The organism is Breoghania sp. JC706 (assembly GCF_037026715.1).
Lineage (GTDB): Bacteria > Pseudomonadota > Alphaproteobacteria > Rhizobiales > Stappiaceae > Breoghania.
Genome location: NZ_JBANCG010000010.1, coordinates 99,471 through 124,677 on the forward strand (window position 1 = coordinate 99,471; position 25,207 = coordinate 124,677).

Consider the following 25,207-nt stretch of genomic DNA (forward strand, 5'->3'; position numbering starts at 1 on the left):
CGACCGGTCGGCGGGCGGGTGTCGCCGCCGTCCGGTCGCGCAGTGCGTGGTCAGGCGGTGCTCGGTCAGGCGGCGGTGATGTTGTCCACGAAGGTCGCCGCGCCGAACACGATGGCGATGCCCAGCACGATCGAGACGGCGAAGGTCCAGTCCATCCGCCCGGTCATGAAGGAAAAGCCGACCGCCATCACCGCGATGGCCGAGATGGCGATGCCGATGGGGCCGGTGATCGCGTCGACCACGGTTTCAAGGAACGTCTGGATGCCGCTGAAGTCCTGGGCCGCCCCCGGGCTGGTAAGCGCGAAGGTGACAATCGCCGCGTAGCCGACGACCGGCAGGTACCTCTGACAATGCTTCAAGATCTCGTTGGTTTTCATAGGGTCCTCGACACGGTTTCATTTGCTGTGAGGTTCTGAGGATCACTCGCGCGCGGGGCCGGACGCCGAAATCGGCACGAGCAGCTTGCGTTCCGTGAAGGGCAGGGCCTCGAAGGCAGGCGGTGCCGCGCGCGGGTGGGCCGGCTCCCCGGTGGGGGCCGTCGCGGCGCGCCGGGCGGAACCGGTCGCGTCGTTGCGGGCTCCACGCGCCGGCTGGCGGTGGAGAATGGTGGTGTTGGGGGCATCGGCCGCCTGCGCGTGCGCCGAGAAGGTGGGCGCAGTGGGCGTACTGGGCAGGCGGTCCTGCCGCTTGGCCGCGACAGGCCGGGCCGTTCCCGCCAGAACATCGGCCATCCGCGCGGTAACACCCTTCAGCGCGACGGGATCGGGCTTGCCGACACAGGCAGGTCCGCGCACCGGAGCCCTTGCCAGCACGACCCGCGCGGCCGGCGGCGGCACGTAGAGCGGCAGCTCGTCGGCCAACGCAGCCACTTTCACCGGCTCGGCCCCCCGCTCGGCGTCGAGCGACGCGAGCGCGGCGGCGGGCCCAGAAACGGAAGCGGAAGTGGGGACGGAAACGGGAACGGCGCGCGCGGCGAGCAGCAGGCGCATCAGCGCCTGTTCGCGCGTGCTCCGGCCCTCGCCTGCCGCACTGGCGAAGCGCGTTCGCGGGGCATCGGTCTTTACCGCGTGCAGGATGTCGGCGACATATTGCCGGGTCTCGCGATAGGGCGGGATGCCGCCGTGTTTGCTCACCGCGCCGGGGCCGGCATTATAGGCGGCGAGCGCCAGCGCGGGCGATCCGAAGCGCTCCAGCATGGCGGTGAGATAGGTCGCCGCGCCTTCCAGGTTCTCCTCGGGCGCGAAGCTGTCGGCGACGCCGAGGGCGCGGGCGGTGCGCGGCATGAGCTGGCCCAGCCCGCGCGCGCCGACGGGAGAGACGGCGCGCGGATTGAACGCGCTCTCGCGCTGGATCATCGTGGTGAAGAGGCGGACGAAACCCTCCGGCGACAGCCCGGCCCTCAGCACGCCCTCGCTGCGGGCAAAGCGCCGGGCGACCTTGACGGCCAGGTCGCGCATTTCGTCCTGACGGTCGGAAAGGGTGCGGCGCATGGCACGCGGGGCCGGCAGCTTCAGGCCCTTGCCGAGCCCCTCCATGGCGGCGGCGCCATCGCCCTCCGGCGCGTCCGGCGCCAGCACCAGGGCGATCAGCTCGGCAACTTCCTCGTCCGTCGGCACCGCGCCGCAAACCGTGCGCGCACGCTCGGTCTGGCGAACGATCGAAGAGGGCATGCCGGCCGGATCGATCCTCGCGGAGAACCCGGACAGCAGCGCCTCCATCGTGCCGGGGGCCTGATCGGCTGCCGGGTCGGCGTTCTGGCCCGGGCCGGATCGGAGCGGCGCACCCTGCGGCGCGCCGCTCCCCATCGAAATGAATTGTCCGTCATTGGTCTGCTCGAAAACCGCCGCCGGGGCTTCATCGGCGCACCCGAGCAGCACACCTGCCAACATACCCGTCAGCACGATGCTTCCGGCGGTATAATGACCTATCCGGCAATCGACTACGCTTCTTCGATAAATAGAAGCCATGGAAAACACTTTCGGGTTTTGAATATAATAGTCTTACGTCGAATACATGTACGAGATTATTTACCAACTACACGCCTGTAAAGAGGAAATGTAGCCAAAAATGGCGATTTTTTCTTTATTTTCTCTGCAATTCAAGCGTATTTATCGTTAAAACCGTAACAACAATTCGCACCGTTAGTAAAAATCGGAAGACAGGACCGCAATTCCGGCCTGCACGAGCGCTTCAACGAACAGATCGACATCCGCACGAACATACAAAGACGACAGTTCTCGTATCCTGCGCGCCAGGGAGGATGACTCAGCAGATCACGTGCGACATGGAAAGATCACGTGCGGGCGGGGACGCGGTCGACACTTTCACATCGGCATACGCGCACGCAGCAGGCACAGAGACGGCACGGGGAAGGCGGCAGGATCAGGCAATCCGGTCAATTCAATCTCTACGGTAATGACAGTGTCTGCGGTAATGACAGGCTCTCGGGTCGTGACTGGCCCGCAACGACGATCCATCCCCCCATTCAGATACTCGCGAAATCGCCCATCAGAGCGTTGTACTCCTCCACATCCAGGGGAGAACGGGTCTGCGTGCCCTCGCTCACCATCTCCGGGCCGGCGGAGGGGTCCTCGTCGGAGTGCCAGGAGGAGGTTTCCTCGCTCGGCTCATCGAAGCTCCGGATCTGGCACAGGTAGTTGACCACGGCCTCCTCCGAGGGGGCATCGTGCAGGCGGACCTGCGGGAAATCCTGATAGGTCGGCGGCAGATCGCACAGCACGATCGAGACCTGCGCGATCCGCATCAGCGAGGCGAAATCGGGATGCTGAATGATCGCGATGCCGGTCGTCTCCCCAATGCCCAGAGCCTGACGGTAACGCTCGAAAGCGGCGGGGAAGCCGACCCCTTCGTCGATCTCGCCCGGGATCGAATTGACGTACTCGCGCTGGCGCATGTACTCGATCGAACGTCCCATGCCGGTGGCGAGCAGAGCGAAATAGGAGGTGGTCTCCTCTCCCATCTTCCCGGCGCTTCGGGCATAGGCGCAGAGGCGGAAATGCTCCCCCCAGCGTTTCAGCGTCTTCGTGTTATCCAGCGCCCCCGTCGCACTGAGCCCGTTCATGGACTGGTGGATATAGGGCTGGCCGGCGTGTCAGATCAAAGGCACCGGAAACGGGAAATGCGCCTTACCTTTTCCGCGCGGAGCGCCGCGCGCAAATTCTCGTCGTCCCACAGACGCTCGCAGTCGGAATCATTGAGGCGGTCGAGAGGGACAGGCTGCAGAGCGGGATCGGCGGGCACGCTGCCGGCAAGCGTGTGCCGAGGTCTGAGCACGACGCGCCCGTAAGGGTTCTGGTGCTGGCCCGGAAATTGGCCCGGATACTCGTTCAGGTCCATGGCAGGCAGGTTTTTCAGACAGACCGATAATCGCGAAGAAGACTGCGTGTCGGGGATGCCGGAACGAGGCAACGAGGGACGAAGCCCCTCATTTATAGGCGAGACACGCCCCTCGGCGCCCGGCGAAGTCCGATCGGATGCGCGAGGTCGCGCAAATTGCGATGACGTGGCCCCCGCACGATGTGTCATGTGTCATGCCACTTGTCATGCCACCAGGTCAGCTGAAGGGGGCGCGTGCGCGGGCATATTGCCCCTTCGGGCAATGATTGGCGGGACGAGGCGGGATCAGGCCATCACGGGATCAGGCCATCAGGGGGGCGGGGTCGCTCGTATTCGCGGCGCGGTCGGATCAAACGGCACGTCGTGCCCATGCGATGGTCAGCATGTGAAAGCCGTTCTTGCCGCGACCATCCTTTCGACCGGAGGCCTCCCACCTTCGCGAAAGGCATAAAGGGCGCGTCGTCGCCCACCTGTTCCGTCTCTTCTCTCTCCTCCCATCGCACCCGCACTCCGTCTCATCATCCTTTGTGACAGACACCTTTCACCAGACTTCATTTCATTGCCCCCGACTTCATTTCATCATCCAGGAACCATCATGCCCGTTTCCGATTTCCGGGAGGTCGTCCAGCGCCTCAAGCAGGAGATCGATCTTCTTCCCCTACGCCTCACCGATGCGCTGGCGAAGATGCTCGTCTCCCCGGCGCCGGATGCCCCCTCCCGGGACACGCTGGAGGAGCTCACGCGCTATCTGGCCGGCCTCTCCGAGGAGGAATTCGCCGCCCTGTTGAGCGATCTCAAGGCGCACGAGCCGTTGCCCGAGACGACCCAGACAGATGGCCTTCAGTGGTACGAGTGGAACGACGAGCGCGCCGACGACATCCCCGCCGGCATCGAGGAGGCCGCCGGCCGCGATCCCGTCGCCCAATTCGCCGACATGGAGCGCCGTGTCCTTGCCGCTCTCGCCCGCCCGGCCACTGAGCCTCGCGAGGACGTGCGCGCCGCAGATGCGGTCTTCACCGCGCTGGAGGAGGAAGAACCCGCCTTCTTCCAGATGCTTCCCTCCCCCGTCATCCCGCCGAACGCCGGCACGGGCTTCGACCTTGAGGCCCAACCCGTGCCCGTCAATACCCCCGCTCCCGGCGACGCTGTTGTCAGCGGCGGGCGCCGCGCCGCGATCCTTCTCGCCACCTGCGTCGCGCCCGGCGTCGCCACCGCCATCGTCACCGCCGCATGGAACCTGATCCGCCAGGTCCCCGAGCGCGACCTTTACGCCGCCGATGGAAGCATCGACCTGAAGCGCGCGGGCTTCGAGACGCTCGCCAGCGTCGGCGCAAGCACCGTCTACCCGCTGCTCCTGCGCCTTTTCGACGGGGCCCGGACCCGCTGGGTCGGCTCGGTCGCGTTTTCCGATCAGATCGGCCCCACCGGGGCGCTCTCCTTCGGCGTCCCTCTGCTCAAGCATGTGAGCGCGGCGGCGCTTGGCGGAGAGAGCATCAACCTCGCGATCGAGCTTGCCGCCTACCGCGCCCGCGGCGATCCCTCGCGCATCAAGTATCACCTCGCCGGCAGCTACCAGCTCGCGTTCTTCGGCGCGTTCCTCGCCAACACCGCCGGCGAGGCGGCCACCCATCGCACCTGGACCTACACCTTCACCGACCCCGAGGCCCGCGAGAGCCTGATGCAGACGCTGCGCGCCTTCCGTCACGATTTCAGCACCACCGGCTATGTGATCTACGAGGTGGTTCCGAACCTTCCCGTCTGGTTCGCCTACGAATGGTATGCGGAAAAGATCGGCGCCACGCACTGGCGCTCGTTCCTTGGCCTGTGGGCCTTCGTCTTCTCGTTCAAGACGCTTGTGGGCGGTGCCGGAGCGATCAGGCAGAAGGTGGAGGCGCGCCGTTGAAGGGGAGGAAAGGGGAAGGCGGGAGGGGAGAAGGATCAGGGAGGAGGGAGGAGGGAGGAGGGAGGAGGGAGGAGGGAGGAGAAGGGTCGTCACTCGTTTGTAGAATAGCAGGCGGATATCTCCGCAAGGGCTTCGCCCGTCCACTCGCTTGAATTGATCTTGCCCGGAGCATTCCCGGTTCCGGTGACTACAATTCCCCCTATCCTGCACGCACGCCGCGCCTCAAAGATCGGCGGAGGAGATGATCGCCTCGGCGATGGCGGCGATGCTGACCTTCGATTTCTGCGACTTGCCGCGAATGCGGGCATAGGCCTCCGCCTCGGAGATCGAGCGGCTCTCGGACAGGATCGTCACCGCCTTCTCGATCTTGCGCCGCGCCTTCAGGGTCTCGTCCAGCGACTGGATGCGCTTTTTCAGGCGGGACTCGTGACCGGCGAGGCTTATGGCCGTGGTCAGCGCCGCCAGAATGCCGAAGATGCGGATCGGCTTGGTGAGCACCCCGTGCACGTTCAGACGGCCGAGCTCTTCGAGGATCTCCGGCGTCTCGAAGGTGATGATGGCGATGCGGGCGATCTGGTCTTCCGCCGCCATCCACGAAAGCGTGTCGTCGTCGTGGGTGCGCTTGATCAGGAACAGCACCACGTCGAACCGGCCGGGCAGGGTGGCGGGGGCCGGCCACACGCTTTCCACCTGACAGCCGATGCGGCGCAGATGCGCCAGGAACATCGCCCGCTCCGCATCGTCGGGGTGGATGACGAGCACCCGCATGCGCCGCAGACGCCGCAGGAGACCGCCGCTTGCTGCCGGAACCTGTTCGCTCAAGACATCCCACTCACTCGGGTTGGTGCTCGCTCATTGGGTTACACGCTCGCTCACCGACCGGTCGTAGCTGACCAGATAGGGATCGGGAAAGGTGTTGCGCCCCCGGTGGACGATTTCGAAATCGCCGCTCTCGCGCGCCCGCCCGATCAGCGGCCGGAACGAGACGTGGTTGGTTTCCATGTCGAGGAACAGATCCCCCCCGGGGCTCTTGAACACCGCGCCCGACAGCGCCGCCAACAGCGCCTCCGGCTCGTCGGTCCCGCTCTGGGCGAGCGCGTTTGCGAACATGTGGACCTGGGCGTAGCACACTTCCGAATAGACGCTGGGGATGGCATCGGCCCCGAAGCGCGCCCGGAAGGCGGAAAGAAAGGCGGCGTTGGAGGGCGTGTCCACCGTGGAGAAATAGGGCGCGACGGAGATATGACCCGCACGCGCGGCCGGCCGCATCCGCGCCAGCTCCGATTCCGTCGTCGTCAGCGAGGCGATGGGCCGCCGTTCGCCGGAAATGCCGGCCTCATGCTGGGCGTCGTACAGCGTCACGATATCCTGCCCCACCACCGTGGAGATGACCGCGTCGACATCGTCCGGCACTTGCCGCAGCAAGGCGGCGAACCCCTCCAGAGCGGTGGAGAACGGCATGTATCGCTCCAGAACCACCTCGCCGTCGCTCTCGGCCAGGAACTCGTTGACGATGCGGTTGATCTCGCGCGCGTAAAGCGTATCCGAGCCGATCAGGGCGACGCGGCGCCCATGCGCGCGGAAGATGTATTCCAGAAGCGGGATCACCACCTGGTTGGGCACCGCCCCGCCATAGATGACGTTCGGGGAATATTCGAACCCCTCGTAGACGGAGGGATAGAAGAGAATGCCGTTGAACCGTTCCACCAGCGGAAGGATAGCCTTGCGGCTGGTGGACAGGCAAGCGCCGAACAGCACGTTGACCCGGTGGCGCACGAAGAGTTCTGCCGCCAGATCCGCATAGGCCTCGTCGGAGGAGGCGGGGTTGAGGATCACCGGATCCAGCGCCCGCCCGGCGATGCCGCCGGCCGCGTTGATCTCGTCGCAAGCCAGAAGAATGCCCTGGATATGGGCGTTCTCCGTCACCGCCATCGGCCCGCTTTGCGAGAACAGCACGCCGATCCTGATTACGCTGTCACTCACGACCGTCCCGCGCCTCCCTCATCCGTCCCTCCAGTCCGCCGGCCAGCGCCAGCAGCGCCTCGTCGGCGCCCGGCCGGCCCATCAGCATCAACCCCACCGGAAGCCCGGGCGCGTCGCCGGTCCCGGCATTGGCAACCGGCAGCGTCACGCAGGGAAGCCCGGCGAGATTGCCCAGCCAGCAGAACCACGTCATCGCGTCCTGCGTCGCGACCCGCCGGCCGCCGAATTCCTGCCAGTCCTCGCCGAGCCGCGGCGCCACCACGGGAAGCGTCGGCAGCACCAGCGCATCCCAAGCCCCCAGCCCGTTGAGCAGAAGATCGACGAACCGCGCCCGGATCGCCTGCGCCTCCAGGTATTCTGGCCCCGAAAGCCGCATGCCGGCCTCCAGATGGGCCCGCGTCACGGGCGAGAAGCCCTCGGGGCAGGCGGCCAGCAAGGGTGCGTGATAGGCGCTCGCCTCGCAATGGAGAATGGCCTCCCAGGCGGCGAAATAGCCTCCCGCATCGGGAAGGTCCACCGTTTCGCACGCGGCCCCCGAATTCGAAAGCGCACGCGAGAGCGCCGCGCCCACCTCGTCGGAACGCTCAAGGTCCGCGCCCTCCAGAGACAAGAGACGCGGCACCGCACCGCCGGCGACATCCGGCGCGGGCATGGCATAGGGGCGGGCGGCAAAGGTGGTGCGGTCGCCCGCATCCGGCCCCAGGAAGAAGGGCAGCAGATGGGCGAGATCGGCGAGGGTGCCGGCGATCGGGCCGGGCGCGTCGAGCGACCAGCTCAGCGGCAGCACGCCCCGGCGCGAGGCCCGGCCATAGCTCGGCTTGAAGCCGCAGACGCCGCAGGCGGCCGCCGGAATGCGCACCGAGCCGCCGGTATCGCTGCCCAGCGCCGCCGCGACGATGCCCGCCGCAACAGCGGCCGCCGAGCCGCCGCTGCTGCCGCCGGTGATCCGCGTCGTGTCGCGCGGATTGCGGGTCGGGCCGATGCTGGAAGCGGTGTTGGTCGCCCCGTAGGCCCATTCGTGCATGTTGGTCTTGCCGAAGATCACCGCCCCGCCGGCGCGCAGGTTGGCGACGATGCGGGCATCCTCGCCGGCCGGCTCCAGCGGCAGGGCGTTGGAACAGGCTGTGGTGGGGTAGTCGCGGGTCAGGTAATTGTCCTTGACCGCGATCGGCACCCCGTCGAGAGGCCCGAGCGGCCGGCCGGCCTTGCGCCGGGCATCGGCGGCTTCGGCCTGAACCATCACCACGGCGCGATCCAGCGCCACGAAGGCGTTGAGATCGCGCCGGGCCTCGGCCCGTTCCAGCGCACGTTCGGCAAGGGTCAGCGGCGTCTCGGCGCCGCCTTCAAGCGCGCTCACCTGCCAGCTCAGGCTGCCCGCAGGCGTGTTGGCAGGCGTATCGGCGGGCGTGTCGGCGGGGCTAGCGTTCACGGCTGTCATCGAAGGCCTCCGGCTGGAAGAAATGCGCCGGCTCGGTGCCGGATCTGTCGCGGAAGCGGGAGAGCCCGGCGCGGATCCGCGTCAGGGTCCTTTCCACCCGCTCGTTCTGGTCCCGGTTCAGGGAATTCGCCTCGGGATCGCTCATCTTCATCAGACCCCCAGAAGTTCCTGCTGCAGGTCCTTGTCGGCCCTGAGCTTCTCGCGGTCCGTCTCCATGCGGATCTGACCCTTTTCCATGACGTAGGCCCGCCCGGCGATGGACAGGCAGAAATCGAGATCCTGCTCGGCGAGCAGGATGGCGATGCCGCGCTCCGCGTTGATGCGCTTGAGGATGCCGGCCATCTCGTCGACCAGCGAGGGCTGCACGCCCTCCGTCGGCTCGTCCAGCAACAGCACCCTCGGTTGCAGCGCCAGCGCGCGGGCAAGCGCCAGAATCTGCTGCTGGCCGCCGGAAAGCCCGCCGGCGAGGTCGTGCGCCTTGGGTTTCAGGAGCGGAAATTCCTCCAGCGCGTCGGCCACCGCCTCCTTGCCGGAATAGCCGTTCGTCTCCGCCGCCACGTGGATGTTCTCGATCACGGTCATGCGGGGAAAGACGAAGCGGCCCTGCGGCACGTAGCCGAGGCCCATGCGCGCGCGTTTCGCCGGGGAGACCGGCGCGCGCTTGCCATCCACCTCCACGTGGCCGGCCATGGCCGGAATGAGCCCGGTGATGAAGCGCATCAGGGTGGACTTGCCCACCCCGTTGCGGCCCAGCAGGGCCACGGCCTCGCCGCTCGCCACCGTCAGGCTGACATCGCGGATGATGGTGGTCTTGCCGTAGCCGCCGGTGGCGTTCTCGACCTTAAACATGCTCCCGCCTCCCCAGATAGATGTCGAGCACGTGATCGTCGGCCCGCAGCGTCTCGATATCGCCCTCGGCGAAGACCTCGCCCTGGTGCAGCACGGTCACGTGCCCCTCCAGCGTGCGCACGAATTCCATGTCGTGCTCGACCACGACGACGGTGGTGTAGCGGGCCAGCACCCGGACGAGACGCGACAGCTCGCCGGTCTCCTCCCTGGTCATGCCGGCGGCCGGTTCGTCCAGCAGCACCACGCGCGGGGCGAGACACAGCACCATGCCGATATCCAGCCATTGCTGCTGGCCGTGCGACAGGGCGCCGGCCTCCACCGCGCTCTGGGCGCCGAAGCCGAGCATGGAGAGGATCTCGCCCGTCACCGCATCGGCCGCCGCACGGTCCTTCAGACGCGAATGGGCGGCGATCCACAGGTTTTCGTGGACGGTGAGATCGGCGAAGACCTGCGGTTTCTGGTTCTTGACGCCCATGCCGGCGTGAACGCGCGCCGATATCGGCATGTGGGTGACATCCTCGCCGGCGATCGTCACCGCGCCGCCCTGCGGGTCGTAGATGCCGATGCAGGTCTTGAGGAACGAGCTCTTGCCCGCCCCGTTCGGCCCGATCAGCGAGAACGGCCGGCCGGGGGTGAAGGAGAGCGAGACCCTGTTGACCGGCACGACGCCGCCGAAGCGCTTGTAGAGATCTTGCGTTTTGAGCGGCTTCGCCGGCCCCGCCCGGTTCTGGGCCTCGATGAGGATCGCCTCCAGCGCCTCCGCCTCGATGGAGACGGCACCGGCCGAGCGCGCCGCGTCGTTGGGGTCGGGCAGGAAGCGGCGCCATGCGGCATCGAGCGCGCCGAGAATGCCGTCCTTGAGGAACAGCACCAGCAGCACCAGCACGATGCCGAGGATGAGCGTCGTCTGGCCGCCGACCGCGCCTCCGCCCAGCCAGAAGGACAGACCGCCGATGACCAGGGCGCCGACGAAGGGGCCGGCCAGCGAACCGAGACCGCCCACCAGCACGTAGATCGGCACCAGCAGCGCCTCCTGCACGGAGAAGATGGAGGGATTGAGATAGTTCGCCCAGCCGCCGAACAGCGCGCCGGCGAGCCCGGCCACCGCGCCCGAATAGGCAAAGCCCAGCACCTGGAAACGGCGCACGTCATAGCCCAGCAGCTCCGCCTTCTGGGCATCGAGACGGATGCAGTCGATGACCTTGCCGAAGGTGCCGCGCCACAGCTGGCGGGTCAGGAAGTAGACGGCCGCGGAGATGGCGACGACGAGCATCAGTCCCGCCGCCGGCGAGAGCGTCTCGGCCTTTTCGCCGAAGCCCAGCACGAAGCCGGGAATGTTCGACATGCCGTTGTCGCCGCCGATGCGCGCCGCGCCGATATCGAGCTTGAAGGACTGGCTCACCGACCACAGCAGCAGCGTGAAGGTGTAGGAGAGAATGGTGCTCTGCAGCGGGCCCATGCGGGCATAGAAGATGATCCAGCCGAGCGCGGCGGCGACGAGGCCGCCGACGATCATGCCCGCCGGCAGCGCCCAGATCACCGAATTGCCGGTGACCGCGGCCATGTTGATGGCGGCGACGGAGCCCATGTAGCCGCCGAGGCCGTAGAAGGCGGTCTGCGCCAGCGAGAGAAAGCCGCCGCGCCCCCACACCACATCGAGGCTCAGGCCCAGAAGGCCGAAGATCACCCAGGAGGTGGCCACATAGGCGAGGTAGGGATCGATCAGATTTGCCGAGACGAGGGCCGCGAGCGTCGCCACCGCCGGGAAGACGAGCCCGGCATTGTCATGAAGTCTCTGGGAAAGGGTCATGGAATGCGGCCTACAGCTTGCGGCGCCATCTGGCGGAAATCCCGAGGGGATAGAGCCAGAGCAGGGCGGCCGTGATCAGGAAGAAGAAGACGTCGCCGGCGACCGAGGTCAGGAAGCTGGCGGTGATCGAGGCGCCGCCGCCGAGCCCCAGCGTCGTCAGCACCGAGCCGGTGAGGGTGACGGGACCGGCCACGACGACCGCGAGAAACGCCTTGATGACGAAAGCGAAGCCCATGGAGGGGGTGGCGGGCACGATGGGCAGCAGCACCGCGCCGGCGAAACCGGCGAGGCCGCAGCCGAGCGCGAAGGTCATGGTGTTCACCCGCGCCGCCTCGATGCCGATGGCCTGCGCCATTTCCGGCTCCTGGATCGCGGCGCGCGCCTTCATGCCGTAGACGCTGCGCGTCATCAGAAGGTAGACGAAGCCGGCCATGGCCAGCGCCACCGCGATCATCGCCAGCGGATAGCCGGCGAGGCTGTAGTCGCCGATGGTGACGTTGAAGCGCGGCATGCCGATGCCGGGGGTGACGGTGCCGAAGATCAGCACGGCGAGCTGGTAGAAGGCGATGGAAATGCCCCAGGTCGCGAGCATCGTGTCGAAGATGCGCCCGTAGAGCCGGTTGATCACGAGTATTTCCACCAGCGCCCCGATGAGCATGGTGACGGCCACCGCGATGGGGATGGAGAGGGCGAAGGGAACGCCCATCCGCGTCGCGGTCAGCGCCGTGTAGGCGCCGATCATGAGGAACTCGCCATGCGCCAGGTTGATGACGCCCATCAGGCCGAAGACGACGGCAAGGCCGATCGTGGCGATGAGCAGGATGGCGGCGCTGGACAGCGACGACAGCAGGACGGTCGCCAGATAGTCGATTTCCATGAATTCTCCCCTCAAGACTTTCCCCCCGAAGGATGTCTCCCCGCACGCCCTCCATCGTCATTGCCCGGCTTCGTCCGGGTGATGACGATGGCGGGATGGTCTTCGCGAAGAGACGCCCGCTCCGTTTTCCAGGTCGTGGAAAGTCCGTTCTTCCGGTTTTCATCGGGACATGAGAACGCCCCGGCGCGGGTCTGTCGGTTGCGGCGACCCCGCGCCGGGGCCGACGAAGACCTATTCGCTCTCGGGGCTGAAGTGCTCGACCAGGTCGGGATTGGCCACCAGATCGCACTTCTGGTTCTCGTAGACGGGGGCGACGGCCTTGTAGGTCTGGATGATCTTGAAGCCGTGCCGATCGTCGCCCTCGGCGATGTAGATGTTCTGCACCAGGTGGTGGGAGCCCGGCTCCAGCCGCACGGTGCCGTTGGGCGCCTCGAAGCTCAGCCCGCTTTCAAGCGCGGCGATGACGGGTCCGGTGTCCGTGGTCTCGGCCTGCTCGACCGCACGCGCCCACAGGTGCACGGCGTTCCACACGTCCACGGCCTCGGAGACGATCGGCTCGTCATCGCCGTATTTCGCGACCCACTTCTTGACGAATTCGGCATTGACCGGGTTGTCGACGACCATGAAGTAGCCCTGGTCGGCGATCAGCCCCTTGCCGGCCTCGGGCGAGACGACGATCTGCTGGTTGCCGGACCCGTAATTGGTGGAAACGACGCCGATCGTGTCCTTGAGACCGGTCGCGGCGAACTGCTCCAGAAAGCCGGTCTGGTTGGCACCCACGGGCAGGGCGACGATGTAGTCGGGCTTCGCCGCCTGGATCTTCTGGATGGTGGGGGCGTAGTCGGTGACGGTCAGCGCGAGGAAGTCCTCGCCGACCACTTCGGCGCCCATCTTCTCGGCATATTCGCGCACCCAGTGGGCGGAGATGGTGCCGAAATTGTAGTCCGGCGCCATGATGTAGATCTTCTTGCCGTACTTGAAGGTCGCCCAGTCGATCAGCACCGAGAGCTGCTGCGAGGCGGTGGGACCGGTGACGAAGGTCTGCTTGTCACAGGCGCCGCCCTCGTAGAGCGAGGAATAGAAATAGGGAATGTTGGCCCGGCGCACGATCGGCCGGATCGCCTCGCGCGAGGAACTTGTCAGACCCGCGAACAGCGCATCGACCTTGTCGCGCAGGATCGCGGTGTTGGCGTACTGGGTGTACTTGGAAAGCTCCGACTGGGCATCGTAGGAGACGACCTCGATCGGCTCGCCGAGCACGCCGCCATTGGCGTTGATCTCCTCCACGGCGAGCTGCAGGGCGTTGTTCTGCTGGATGCCGTAGATGTTGAGACCGCCGGTCAGATCGAAGATCGCGCCGATCTTCGGTGCCGCGCCAGCTGCCTGGGCGGTGAGCATGGCCGTCGCGACCACCCCCGCCCGGAAGATGCCGTTCCTCAGGATTCCGGTTTTCATGATACGTGTCCCTCTGTTTTTTTAAACAGCAGAACACCTGAGAAAACGGGCCTGAAAACAAAAAAGCGACGCGCGTTGACCAAGTGTCCCGCTGCATCGCGTAGGAATGTACTGTGCGCCGTCGCACTATCTCACCTAAACCGCGGAGCGACGCGAAGTCAACCGGAAACCGGCATTTGTGCGTATCGCAGGGAGAGGCCAGGCGCGAGACCGGCAAGAGACCGGCGGATGTTGCCCGCCCTTCGGCACACACTCACGAACGCACGCGCGCACGGACGAAGACAAGAACGAACGCACAGTACATTTCCCCCTATCCTGCGCGCCAGGGAGGATGACTCAGCAGGTCACGTGCGCCCGATCCGCGGAGAGCGCCGGGGGCAGACCGGATCGTCGGCACGTGCCAAGACGCCAAGGCCAGGCAGCCATGCCGTGTTTTCCGGGCCATGTTTTCCGGGCCGCGTTTTCCGGCGAGGGGGGCAGGAGAGGACCAAGCGAGGGGATGACGTGTCCTCGTGACGTGTTCGCATGAGGGGAAACGGGGCGCAGCAGGTCTTGCAGGCGCGTAAGGTGGGGCGGAGAGGTCAGCAGGGCATGGGCCAGAAGGACATGGGCCAGAAGGGCATGGGAATGCGGGATCATTGGCCGGGCCTTGCCGGAAAATCGCGCAAAATGGCGTGATGCTGACGCCACCTCGGGCGAACCATTTGCCCGTCGGGGTTTCAAACCCTCCGACCGTCGAGGCCCCACGGCCATGCCAACGTCTATAAAGGACAGGCTCGCCCGCCCGTCATCGGGTTCTTTCTTTCCTCCTCATCATCACCAGCACAGTTCACAAAACCCCAAAAACATTTTCGCATCTTTTCACACCAACGCTTTTCAACACCTGCCCAACCATGTCTTCCGACCTGACCGGAGCCGAGCGCGAGATCGTCGCCACGATGATCGCAACGCACCTTGCGCCCAACCTTTCCGGCCTCGTTCACCTGACCGACGCCTTCCTTCCCGTTGTCGAGGACTTCCTTGAGGAGGTCCACGAGGATGAGCGCGTCCTTCTCTTCTTCGACCACTTCGGTCGCCCGCTGCCCGAAACCCGCGCCCGCCTTCAGGGCATGGCTAAGGGCCGGGACCTGACCAACGAGGCCTTCATCATCCGCGAGGGCATCGACGACATGCACTTCAAGCTGGCCATCCCCATCAACACCGTGACCCGCGAGGATGTCGTCGACGGCCTCGGCCGTCCCTTCGACCAGGGCTTCGAGTGGGGCGACAAGGCCCTGTTCCGCACCGCCGACTTCATCACCAACCCCAACGCCCTGTTTCAGGTGCTCGCGATCCTTCTGCACTTCCCCGACCGGGAGGAGCTGCTTGAGGCCGTCATCGCGCTTGAGAGCAGGGACCGGGCCCCCGACTGGATCGAGAACGTCGTCAGCCCGCGCATCGACCATGCGCGCCTGCGCCATGACCTTGCCCGCTGGCTTTGCGAGGAGCGCCCCGACATCGTGCTGGAGGCCCGCAAGAAAGCCGATGACCCGCCCGCGCGCCCCGACCTGCTGCTGCGCACCAAGCCCGGCGCCCGGATCGTCGACGAGGAGATGATCCTCGCCCTCTACAACCTCGCCCGCGACGGCAAGAAGCGCCGCTTCCTCGCCGCCCTCGGCAAGTCCGACGCCGAGATCAAGATACCCGGAGCCGCCCGCAAGGCGTTCCTCGACTTCGAGACGAAGAAGAAGGCCGGCAGCGACGAGGAGATCGACGTCTGGTCGAGGATCCTTTCCAGCCACCCCGAGGCCATCGCCGCGATCAACGCCTTTTCCGCCCGGCTTGACCTTTCCGCTCCCGGCCCGAAGGTCGCCGACGCGCGCAACCCGCACAAGCCCCACCCCGAAAGCCGCCGCTTCGACATTGACGAGTTGCTGCGCCACGACATCCGCTCCGCCGAGTACCCCGCCGTCCGCTTCAGCGGCATGCGACACGGCCAGACGACCGGCAGCCTGCCCCCGGCCAATGAGACCCGCCCGATCGAGATCACCGTCGTGGGAGGAGGGCCCTCCGCCGCCTTCTTCATGTTGCAGATGGCCCGCCTTGCCAGCGCTTCGCGCCGCCCCATCCATCTGAAGGTTCTGGAGGCTGGCGTCTTCTACGCCGCCTTCGGTCGCTTCTGGACCCACATGTACGCCGACGGCCGCCATCAGGAGCTGGGCGCCATGCGCATCCAGTCCGATTCCCCGCTTCACTGGATGCATCTGGGCAAGGCCTTCGACAAGAACGCCCAGCTCATTTCCTTCCCCAACCACGATCAGGGCGTCTCGTTCTTCAAGGTGCGCGACCTGTTCGGCACCCGCGGCCAGTACGAGAAGGACAACACGGTGTTCGAGCGGGTCGTCAAGCAGGTGATCACCGCCGTCTCCAACGGCTTCCGCCGCCTCACGGCCACGGTGAACGGCAAGACCATCTCGTGGGACGAGATCCACGATTTCCTGCACGAGCCCGGCGCCGTCGACCGGTCTCTCAACCGCGCGCTGGAGATCCGCGAGGCCATCACCAAGCTGAGCATCTGCGAGGACCGCTCCTTCCAGGTTTCGGTCGATGCCCATATCGAGGAGGGCCTGCGCGATCGCACCATCCCGCTTGCCGAGGAGCACCACGCCCGCCTGTTCGCCCTCCCGCTCGCCGAGCTGCCGCAGGAAAAGCTGCTGGAGGCCAAGCGCCTCATCCAGATCCTGTCCACCTATGCGCTCGACGTGGGCCGCAAGACCGGCGGCTGGGGTGGCTACCGCTTCATGGGAACCGCGTCGGAGTTGCAGACCTCGATGATCAATTCCGAGGTCGAATACTTCATCGAGAACCTGCGCGGCCTGACCGGCCTGCTCGGCCCCGTGCGCAACGAGGCCCGCCGCCTTGGCGGTGAGTTCTTCCGCATCGACTGGGCCTATGGCGCCCGCGTGGTCGGCCTCGGCAAGGGCACCCATGACCTTGAGGACAACACGCTTTCGCCCTCCCATGCGGCCTATCAGGTCGTCGATCCGGCCACGCAAGCCCCGTGCGAGCGCGTGCAGCTTCTGCCTTGCGACATCATCACCACCACCGTCAGTCCCTCGGTGCTGGCCCGTGTCGTCGCCCCGCAGATGTGCGGATCGTCCGAACGGGTGGTGCTTGACGGCTACGACCGCCACGGCGACCGTCTCAGCCTGGTCCTCGACAGTCCCTTCCGCCTGCTGCGCGCCGACAACGCGGCCCTCGGCCAGGTCGACCCCTGGCTGGCGGAGAACAACTGGCTGGTGAAGGACGCCGCCGACAATCTGCCCGTCTTCAACGCCACCAAGATGACCTACGAGGTGCCGCGCGAGGCCTATGAGACCCAGAGTTTCAAGGATGCCTTCTTCCCCGCCTCCGGTCAGCCGGTGGTGGAGGAGCAGGACGCCGTCTGGCGTCTCGTGCCCGTGGCCCGCCTCGCCGATCTCGCCCATGTCACCGCCTATGAGCGCCCCGGGGCGCCCGCACGGGAGAAGGCCGCGGCTCTGACGGTCGGCAAGGAGACATGCCGGATGGTGCGCCTCGCCGCCTCCTTCGTCGACGCCTTGCCCGATGCCCATCCCGCCAAGCGCCCGGCCATGATCGGCGACGCCCCGCTGCTGCCCGTCACCCGGTCCCGGCTCGCCGAATTCGCCATCACCGAAGAAACGCTCCGCCCCCTTTACGGCAACGCCGACCCGGTCTGCCATGTGGAGGACGGGATCGAATTCGTCTGGGCGCCGGTGGCTGCGGAAAAGGCGCGCGCGCTTGGCCGCGACGACCCCATCCACCGACGTCTGAACGGGGCTATCCTGCCCGAACAGCGGGCCGTCAACTATGTGGTCCCCGCCGCTTTCGCCGAGGCCCGGCTCGACACGGACGAGCTCATTCCCGTCGCCACCCGCTCCGCCGACCCCGGCTTCTTCTACGGCTGCCCCGCCCACGAGACGGAAAGGTTCGAGAAGGCCGTGACCAGGGCCGGCTTCCACCTCGCGAATGCGCGGACACCGGAAGGAGAGGCGGATGCGAAGGAGGTTTACCGCGTGGCCGACGAGGGCACCCCGGCGCGGGCGCTTCAGCTGATCGATTCGGCCCGCAACTGCTACATCGACACCGACATCACGGACGCCGCCGACCGCCCCACGGCCACGGTGATGGACTACACCTGGGACAGCAACGCCAACCTTGCCGGCAACGCCGTTCGCTCCGGCGCGAATGCCGACACCTCGCTTGTCCCCATCGCCACGCTGGCACAGGCCAACAACTGGCGCGCCGGCCGGGACCGCAATCCCATGCACGTTCTCGCCTCAAGCGCGGTGGCCGCCGGTTCCGTCAACTATCGCACCTCGGACCGCTATCAGGGTGGCGTCGGCATGCGCGCGCCCGCCGACTATGCCCGCTCCATGTCCACGCGGGAGTTCTTCAAGTACGCGCTCTATGCCAAGTACGCGCCCCGGGACTTCTGCCCCCAGACCGTGCTGCCCATGGGCGAGGCCTTCGGCGACAATCCCGGCTGGGTTTCCTCCGCCCACATGTCGGTTCAGGCGACGGTCGTTTCGCTGGTGGTGACGCTTGGCGGACAGGTGGACAACGAGATGGTGGAGCTTCTGATCGGCGCCCCGATGCTGTTCGCCGCGCACAAGGCCTCGGGTTTCATCTACCCGCATTTCGGCGCCAGCGCTCAGATCGCCCATCACGAGGAGCAGAAGCGATTGCGCGAGGCCTTCCTGGCCAGCCGCAGAGTGGCCCCGGCAGGCGGCATGTAAGGGGAAGAGACGAGAGGAAAGGGCGAAAGGAAAGGGCAGAGAGAGACGGGTGAATGCCCGGGCGGCCGGCTCCGCCCAGGCCCGGAAGGTTGCCCGGACCCGGAGGGATGCCCGGAAGGATGAAGGAGCGGGATGGAATGGATCGGGGAGCGGCGTTGTCAGTTGTTGTTTTCGTGTTTCCTTAGTCTGTCGATAGTCACATCCGAAAAATAAAAAAAATTGGCTGGTCCAGATGACATGGTATCCTAACGTGACATTCCGTTCGTGCAAGGCCCGCGACCGCCTCGAAAAGTTGACAGCTGTCAACTCGGCGCTTCCGGATGGCGGAAATCCGCGGGATCGGACCGTGGTTTTCATGGTCGGGCAACTGGCGCCCGCGCCCGGAATGATCGTCTTTATTCCATAAGATATCTTATGCGATGTTGTGGTCGAGGGAGGATCTGGAGCAAGGCAGGCACGGCGGATTGCGGCCACGAGGGAGCACGCTTCGCCCCGAAGGCGGGAGAGGCTGAGGCTCGCGCCTTGTGCAGCGCCCCATCTTGTGTAGCGCCCCATCTTGTCTAGCACCCCGGGGCCATGCCCCGCTCCGCCTCATCCCGACCGGGGGCGCGGGACGGCGGATCGGAGATCCGGCAGCTGCCCTGCGCGAACGCGACGTCCCTATCCCTTGCGACGGCTCGCGGAACGGATTGCCCTGAGGCGGGGCCAGCATACCGTGTCGTGCACGCTCATGACGGAAAGCTGCAGAAGGGAGGCCACGCATGTCTCCGTCACTACAGTTCCACCTATCCTGCACGCGTATGGGATAGGGGCGCTGGTCGCGCGTTATGCGCCTTCGGCGCTTGTTGCGCTGGATCCCGGATCTCTCGACACGCCTTGCGGCGTGCTCGGTCCGGGATGACGGCGGAGGGATTGGGGCGCGGGAGAGAGTAGATGAATACGGCCCGTGCCGGAGCCGAGGCCTAAGGCAAGGGCAAGGGCAAGGGCAAGGGCAAGGGCAAGGGCAAGGAAAACCTTCCCTTCGACACCGCTTGTGTCAACGCGCCGTAGCCAGGGCCCTCACCGCACGCCCCGCACTCTCCACCCTCATCCCGGACCGAGTGCGCCGAAGGCGCATCGAGAGATCCGGGATCCAGCGATCAGCCGGCGCAAACGCGCCGCCCATATCCCTTGTTGCCGAACACTAACGACGCCGCGCATCCTTCGGCGCGCCAGCCGCCTCGCCCTCGTCCTGCTCTGGGCTGCTCTGGACTGCTTTGGGCGCCGCGGCCCGCCTCGCACATCCCCGGCCCGCGCTCCATGCTGCGAGGGTGGCGCCCGGTGTCCGATCGCCTCGCCCTCCCCGGCGCGCGGCTCAGTGCGCCCGTGCACCTCCCCCGGCACCTCCCCAAGACCTCCCCAAGACCTCCCCGGCACCTTGCCAACTCTCCCCATTTGCCTATATGTTCACTTGTGCACAATTGAACATGTGAACGTCATGCCCGACCATCAGACCGCTTTCCTGTCCGCCCGCGTTCCGGTTCCGCTGAAGAACCGGTTCAAGGCGCTGGCCGCCCGGCGGGGCGAGAAGGTGCAGGACCTGCTGAACGCGCTGGTTGAGGACTACGTGGCGCGCGAGGACAAGTCCCCGCCGCTGGCCACCGACGTGCTGAAGGCGCTGAGGGCCGGACGCGGCGAGCTGCAGGAAATGGGTATCGCTCACCTGACGCTCTTCGGATCGGTGGCACGCGGCGAGGCGCGGGCGGACAGCGATATCGACATCGCCTACGAATTCGAGCCCGACGCAAGGCCCTCGCTGTTTGATATCGGCCGCATCGAAACCCGCATCGCCGCGATGCTGGGCGGGAACCACGCCATCGACTTCGCCCCGCGCGAGGACCTTTACGACCACGTGCGCGCCACATCGCGCGACGACGAGATCCGGATCTTCTGATGCCCCGTTCCCCGGCCCGGCGGCTTGCCGACATCGCGCGTGCCATCGCCGACATCCATGCCTTCGTCGACGGGCTCGACCAGGCCGCCTTCCTCGCCTCCCCGCGCCAGGACCGCAAGACCTTCAAGGCCGTCTCGGCCTCGCTGATGGAGATCGGCGAAGCGGTGAAGGCGTTGCCGGAGGAGGTGACCGGCCGTTATCCGCAAATCCCGTGGCGGGCGATCGCAGGCCTGCGCGACCGGGTGGCGCACGAGTATTTCCAGGTCGATGTGGAGGTGATCTGGACCACTCTGGAACGCGGCGAACTCGATGCCCTGCTGGAGGTGGTGGAGGCCGAGATCGCCCGCCGCCCGCAACAAGACCCGCAGGACCGGTAGCCGCCCGTACGCACAAACGCACGCACGAATGCACGGACATACAAACACACGCACGCACCGACAGACGCTTCGACGCACATCCGCACGAACAAAGCCTACACAATCCCTATCCTGCGCGCCAGGGAGGATGACTCAGCAGGTCACGTGCGCCGACCCCTGCCGCCCCCCCCTGACCGGAACATGACCGGAACCGGCACGGGTGCACGGATCCCGCCTGACAGGTCCGAATTTCATCCGGCCGCTTTTTCCGAGGTCTCCACCCGGGCCCAGCCAATCACGCAACTGCCGAACGCTGCTGCCTGATGCTGACGTCCGTGTTCCTGCGCCAAGGTTCGCATTCGCTTCCCACCCGCATCCGATTGGAGGAAGAAGCGGCACAGCCCCCTCAGCCGCCCTTGGCGTGCGGGGTCATGACGTGTCCGATTTCAAATCAGGCCGCGCGTTCCGAAATTGATTTCAAAGCACGGGGGAACATCCCTCCGCCCCCAGGCGGCAGCGCCCGCCCCCTCGCCTACTTAAGACCTGCCTTTCCTCTCCGTTTTTTCTCTCTTCTCTCTTTCCTTCCTCACCATCATCACTTCGCTCATCCCCACTCCCAAAACTTCTTCGATCACAGACTTTTTTCATCGACACTCCCCTCAAGTATTCCAAGCCCGCCCTTGCAACCGCCATCATGTCTTCGCGTCACTCTGTCTCCGATACCGGCTCCGGCATGCAGAGACGTGGCCCGCACTCTGACCCCAAGGACGATGAGAGCCGCGCCGCGACCACGGGCGCCGCCGCCGGCGGCAGCACCCCGCTCATCCTTGAGCCGGAGATCCAGCCGATCGTCAACGACCCCGATATCTCCTCCTCTCCCATGATGTCCGGTGCTCTCGTCCCCGCCGGAACCGACGACATTCCCCTTCCCGACTTCCCCCGTCCCCAGCCCAGCGGCGTGCCCCCCACCAAGGCGGCCATCGACAAGGCCATCGCCGACCTGACCGCCCTCAGTCGCGCCCAGCAGGGTCCCTCCGACGAGGAGAACCAGATGACGCCCGAGGAGCGCCAGCAGCTTGGCGACGCCCTCGCCCATCTGAACAGCGTTGTCTCGCGCATCGACAAGAAGATGATCACGCTTGACGGCAAGCCCGTCACCACCACCCAGAAGGCGCTCGCCCTGTTCGGTACCATTCTCGCCAGCGCGATCTCGGTCGGCGCCATCAACTCGGTCTGGATGCTTCTTCAGGATGTGCTGAAGCTCCGAGGCACATCGCGCCCACTCGCCGCCTTCGTCTCCGCATTGCCTGCCCTGCTGCGCGGCCCCCTCACTGACCTTTGTGGCGCCATCGCCAAATCCGCTGTCGGAACGGTCATGTTCGAGGGCAATGCCACCACCGTGCAGTTGACCCTCAAGTCGATCCTCATCTGCATTGCCGGGGGGTTTGCTGTTGCCGGCGGAATCGAACTCACCCTGCTGGAGGACCATGACCGCGTCGATCGCAAGTGGATCTTCCCCGGCTTCCTGTTCCCGCTGATCGCCATTGAGGCCATCAAGCCGATGATTGACCTTTGGGCCATCCGCCTCAAGTTCGGAGCTTCCCTGCCGAGCGACAGGCTCAAGCAGCTTGACACCAGCGCCCGCAAGGCCTTCGTCGACCACTTCTGCAGCTGGGGCGGTTTCCTCAAGGCCCCCACCGTTTTCTTTGCCGCCTACTTCATCTACGGGCTCTACTCTGGCCCGTTTATCGAGCAAGGCGACACCCCGGGCAAGCAGATGGCCCTTCGCGGCCTTGCCCTCTCCATCTTCAACTTCCTCTGGCTCTACGGCATTCAGGCCAGCGCTGCGATCCAGAAGGGAGTTATCGAGGCTGCCGAGAAGCGCAAGAAGGAGGACAAGAAGGGCAAGGGCCAGCAGCGCGCCGGCGGCTCCCATGAGGACTAGACGGTTTCGGTGACGGAGATGTTCGGGTGAAGAACGCGACGGCAGACGGTCAGGCGGAAGGGATCGGAGGAACACGGGAAGGACAGGAAGGATCGCACGGGATGGACGGAAGGCATTCAACATGCCGCATGTTTCGAGGGGGACCGCAACGCCCCTTGCATTTGGTAGTATTTCTGTTTTCTGTTTTGTCTTCTTCTCTTCGCACCACTCTATTCGAAACTCGCAATATCCATAGCTCCGACCAATAGACAGTCTTTACCTCAACCCCCTCCCGGGGCTTCGTGCATGTGATCTCACGTGATGTGCTTACTAATCTTCGCCCTTACGTAATCGGGGGCACGTGACAAGGGGAACTCCCCCCTTCCCCCCCCCCCTTCCAAGACAGGAAAGGGGGAATAGAAGTCGCCGCCCCCGGGCGGCGGAAACGTTCCGCAGCGCCGCGCGCGAAGGACCACGGAGGAGCCGCCCGGGGGCGGCGACTACAGTTCCCCCTATCCTGCACGCATCACGGGGCCTGCGTGCAGGATAGGGGGACATTCGCGGCATTTTCCGCAAGTTGCACGGTTCCGTCAGGGGCGCTGGTCGCGCGTTATGCGCCTTCGGCGCTTGTTGCGCTGGATCCCGGATCTCTCGACACGCCTTGCGGCGCGCTCGGTCCGGGATGACGGCGGAGAGATTGGGGCGCGGGAAAGGACGGAGGCGTACGGACCGTGCCGGAGCCGAGGCCTAAGCGAGGGCAAGGGCAAGGGCAAGGGCAAGGGCAAGGGCAAGGAACCTTCCCTTCGACACCGCTTGTGTCAACGCGCCGTAGCCAGGGCCCTCACCGCATGCCCCGCACTCTCCACCCTCATCCCGGACCGAGTGCGCCCAAGGCGCATCGAGAGATCCGGGATCCAGCGCAACAAGTGCCGAAGGCTCATGATAAGGACCAGAGCCCCTGGCGAAGCCGCAGCCCTCACGCACGCAAAAGCCGTCTTCACGCGCAACCGTATCCTCACCATGAAACGTATATTTTCCGAAAGAACGTATTTCTATTAAGATAATATTGCCAAATATCATCGTATTACTTGACACTACACTTCCCGCACGGCCAATTTACACTTGGCGCATTTCACGCCATCGCATCGCGACTTCCTTCAATTTTCAGGGAATATTCTTCATGTGTACGACATTCGCCTGTTTTCTGGCGGCCTTGCTGGCTTTTGAATCGGGGTGGGACCGGGATCGGTACGAGGCCGGCGGGATCGCCGACTGGCAGCTGACCCAGTGGGCCGGCGGGCCGGTGGAGAGCCACTATCCCGGCTATGCGAGCTGGAACGACCTCAGCGAGGCGGAGTGGCGGGAAATGTCCTATCGCTCCACCAACTCGCTCGGCTTCGTCGGCTATCAGTTCGGCGAGGCTCTGCTGATCGACCTGGGATACTACGAGGCCACCACCTATTACGGGGCCGGCAGCGCCACCAATACCTGGAACGGCACCTGGACCGGCAAGAATGGGGTCTCCTCGCTCGACGATTTCAAGACGGCCGAGGCCCAGAACCGGGCCATCCAGGAGGCTTTCGGCTACAATCTCCAGATCCTGCAGAACCAGCTTGCCGCCTATGGCCGCTCGATCGACGATTATGTCGGCACCACCGGCACCTACACGCAGGGCGGAAAGAGCGAGAGCGTCGAGCTGACCCTGTCCGGCATTCTCGCCGCCACGCATCTGCGCGGCGCGTGGGGCACGGCCTCGCTGCTGCTGGAAGATGCCGTCAGTTCGGACGAGAACGGCACCTCGATCCTGCAATATATCGATCAGTTCGGCGGCTACGACACGCCGGGCGTCGACGCGCTGATCGGGACTTACGAGGGCCATGTGGTGGGGCAGGAAGGCCTCGGCGCGTTGCTGCTGGAGGGCGACCCGGCGCCCGAACCGGCCAAGGGCGATGGGCAGGACGAGGCGGAAACCCCGCCGGCCGAGGTCGCGGAGGCGAGCGGATCGGAAACCGAAACGCCCGCCGGGCCAGCCGCAGAGCCAGCCGACGAAACGCCCGGGACGCAGGGCGCGGAGACATCCACGAGCGGCGGGCGCACGCTGCCGCTCGGCTATGCCTGGGGCGAGCGCGAGACGGTGACGGATTTCGATCCCGCCAGCGACGTGATCGACTTCGGTGCCATGCCCGGCGCGGATATCGAGATCACCGAGGTCGACGGCGATCTGCTTATCGCGGTGAGGAACAATGGCGGGTCGGGATACCTGCTGAAGGGGATCCAGGCCGAGGATCTGGGCCCCGACAACCTGACCGCCGATGCGTGGAATCCGGTGCTGGAAAGCGGCGGCGTGCGCGCAAGGCTCCAGGCTCTGGGGGCACGCTAGAGCATATCCCGACTGGAGCGTTTTCTTGTCGACCAGGCACTTCCGCCTGGAAGGACAGGCGCTCCGGCCCCTCGCCCCCTTCCCGGCCGGACAACCGGCCGGGACCTTTTCCTCCCCGCCGCCCTTTCGTTCCCCTCCGTCCCGCTCGCCCCCGTCCCTCCCAT

General features: G+C 65.9%; 17 protein-coding genes. 6 read left to right on the forward strand and 11 right to left on the reverse strand.

Going from position 1 to position 25,207, the window contains the following annotated elements:
* Positions 1–65: 65 nt before the first annotated feature.
* The 3 genes from V2L18_RS19785 to V2L18_RS19795 all read right to left on the reverse strand — a co-directional run bounded on the left by V2L18_RS19785 (position 66) and on the right by V2L18_RS19795 (position 2,980).
* Positions 66–377 carry a TrbC/VirB2 family protein gene (locus V2L18_RS19785; protein WP_336180052.1) on the reverse strand — a complete coding sequence of 104 codons (312 nt, stop codon included), beginning with the start codon at positions 375–377 and terminating at the stop codon, positions 66–68.
* A gap of 42 nt (positions 378–419) precedes the next feature.
* Positions 420–1,901: a lytic transglycosylase domain-containing protein gene (locus tag V2L18_RS19790; protein WP_336180053.1), complete on the reverse strand. Its 1,482-nt coding sequence runs from the start codon at positions 1,899–1,901 to the stop codon at positions 420–422.
* Positions 1,902–2,485: 584 nt separating this feature from the next.
* Positions 2,486–2,980, reverse strand: coding sequence for a hypothetical protein (locus V2L18_RS19795; RefSeq protein WP_336180055.1), 495 nt, complete (start codon positions 2,978–2,980; stop codon positions 2,486–2,488).
* A 972-nt stretch (positions 2,981–3,952) separates the two neighbouring features.
* On the opposite strand from V2L18_RS19795, the gene V2L18_RS19800 reads away from it, so the two are divergent.
* A complete protein-coding gene (locus V2L18_RS19800; protein ID WP_336180057.1) occupies positions 3,953–5,260 on the forward strand; it encodes a hypothetical protein in 1,308 nt (435 codons plus the stop codon).
* Between the two features lie 222 nt (positions 5,261–5,482).
* Here the strand turns inward: V2L18_RS19800 and V2L18_RS19805 are convergent, their stop codons facing one another.
* The 8 genes from V2L18_RS19805 to V2L18_RS19840 form a co-directional block, all read right to left on the reverse strand.
* Positions 5,483–6,082 carry an ANTAR domain-containing protein gene (locus tag V2L18_RS19805; RefSeq protein WP_336180058.1) on the reverse strand — a complete coding sequence of 200 codons (600 nt, stop codon included), beginning with the start codon at positions 6,080–6,082 and terminating at the stop codon, positions 5,483–5,485.
* A gap of 30 nt (positions 6,083–6,112) precedes the next feature.
* On the reverse strand, positions 6,113–7,243 hold the full coding sequence (locus V2L18_RS19810; RefSeq protein ID WP_336180059.1) for a transporter substrate-binding domain-containing protein: 1,131 nt from the start codon (positions 7,241–7,243) through the stop codon (positions 6,113–6,115).
* On the reverse strand, positions 7,236–8,681 hold the full coding sequence (locus V2L18_RS19815) for an amidase (protein ID WP_336180060.1): 1,446 nt from the start codon (positions 8,679–8,681) through the stop codon (positions 7,236–7,238). The genes V2L18_RS19810 and V2L18_RS19815 overlap by 8 nt, the downstream gene beginning before the upstream one ends.
* Positions 8,662–8,826, reverse strand: a complete 165-nt coding sequence (locus V2L18_RS19820) for a hypothetical protein (protein WP_336180061.1) — start codon at positions 8,824–8,826, stop codon at positions 8,662–8,664. Before V2L18_RS19820 ends, V2L18_RS19815 begins: the two co-directional genes overlap by 20 nt.
* Positions 8,827–8,831: 5 nt before the next feature.
* Positions 8,832–9,530, reverse strand: a complete 699-nt coding sequence (locus tag V2L18_RS19825; RefSeq protein ID WP_336180062.1) for an ABC transporter ATP-binding protein — start codon at positions 9,528–9,530, stop codon at positions 8,832–8,834.
* Positions 9,523–11,340 carry an ATP-binding cassette domain-containing protein gene (locus tag V2L18_RS19830; RefSeq protein ID WP_336180063.1) on the reverse strand — a complete coding sequence of 606 codons (1,818 nt, stop codon included), beginning with the start codon at positions 11,338–11,340 and terminating at the stop codon, positions 9,523–9,525. The genes V2L18_RS19825 and V2L18_RS19830 overlap by 8 nt, the downstream gene beginning before the upstream one ends.
* Before the next feature lie 10 nt (positions 11,341–11,350).
* Positions 11,351–12,217 carry a branched-chain amino acid ABC transporter permease gene (locus V2L18_RS19835; protein ID WP_336180064.1) on the reverse strand — a complete coding sequence of 289 codons (867 nt, stop codon included), beginning with the start codon at positions 12,215–12,217 and terminating at the stop codon, positions 11,351–11,353.
* 231 nt (positions 12,218–12,448) lie between these two features.
* On the reverse strand, positions 12,449–13,672 hold the full coding sequence (locus V2L18_RS19840) for an ABC transporter substrate-binding protein (protein ID WP_336180065.1): 1,224 nt from the start codon (positions 13,670–13,672) through the stop codon (positions 12,449–12,451).
* 893 nt (positions 13,673–14,565) lie between these two features.
* On the opposite strand from V2L18_RS19840, the gene V2L18_RS19845 reads away from it, so the two are divergent.
* The 5 genes from V2L18_RS19845 to V2L18_RS19865 all read left to right on the forward strand — a co-directional run bounded on the left by V2L18_RS19845 (position 14,566) and on the right by V2L18_RS19865 (position 25,043).
* Positions 14,566–18,450, forward strand: a complete 3,885-nt coding sequence (locus V2L18_RS19845; protein ID WP_336180066.1) for a hypothetical protein — start codon at positions 14,566–14,568, stop codon at positions 18,448–18,450.
* A gap of 1,477 nt (positions 18,451–19,927) precedes the next feature.
* The gene (locus tag V2L18_RS19850) at positions 19,928–20,383 is read left to right on the forward strand and encodes a nucleotidyltransferase domain-containing protein (RefSeq protein ID WP_336180067.1); all 456 of its coding nucleotides are present in this window, start codon (positions 19,928–19,930) and stop codon (positions 20,381–20,383) included.
* Positions 20,383–20,760, forward strand: a complete 378-nt coding sequence (locus V2L18_RS19855) for a HepT-like ribonuclease domain-containing protein (protein ID WP_336180068.1) — start codon at positions 20,383–20,385, stop codon at positions 20,758–20,760. The genes V2L18_RS19850 and V2L18_RS19855 overlap by 1 nt, the downstream gene beginning before the upstream one ends.
* Positions 20,761–21,433: 673 nt before the next feature.
* Positions 21,434–22,684: a hypothetical protein gene (locus V2L18_RS19860; RefSeq protein WP_336180069.1), complete on the forward strand. Its 1,251-nt coding sequence runs from the start codon at positions 21,434–21,436 to the stop codon at positions 22,682–22,684.
* 1,159 nt (positions 22,685–23,843) lie between these two features.
* The gene (locus V2L18_RS19865) at positions 23,844–25,043 is read left to right on the forward strand and encodes a hypothetical protein (protein WP_336180070.1); all 1,200 of its coding nucleotides are present in this window, start codon (positions 23,844–23,846) and stop codon (positions 25,041–25,043) included.
* Positions 25,044–25,207: the final 164 nt, after the last annotated feature.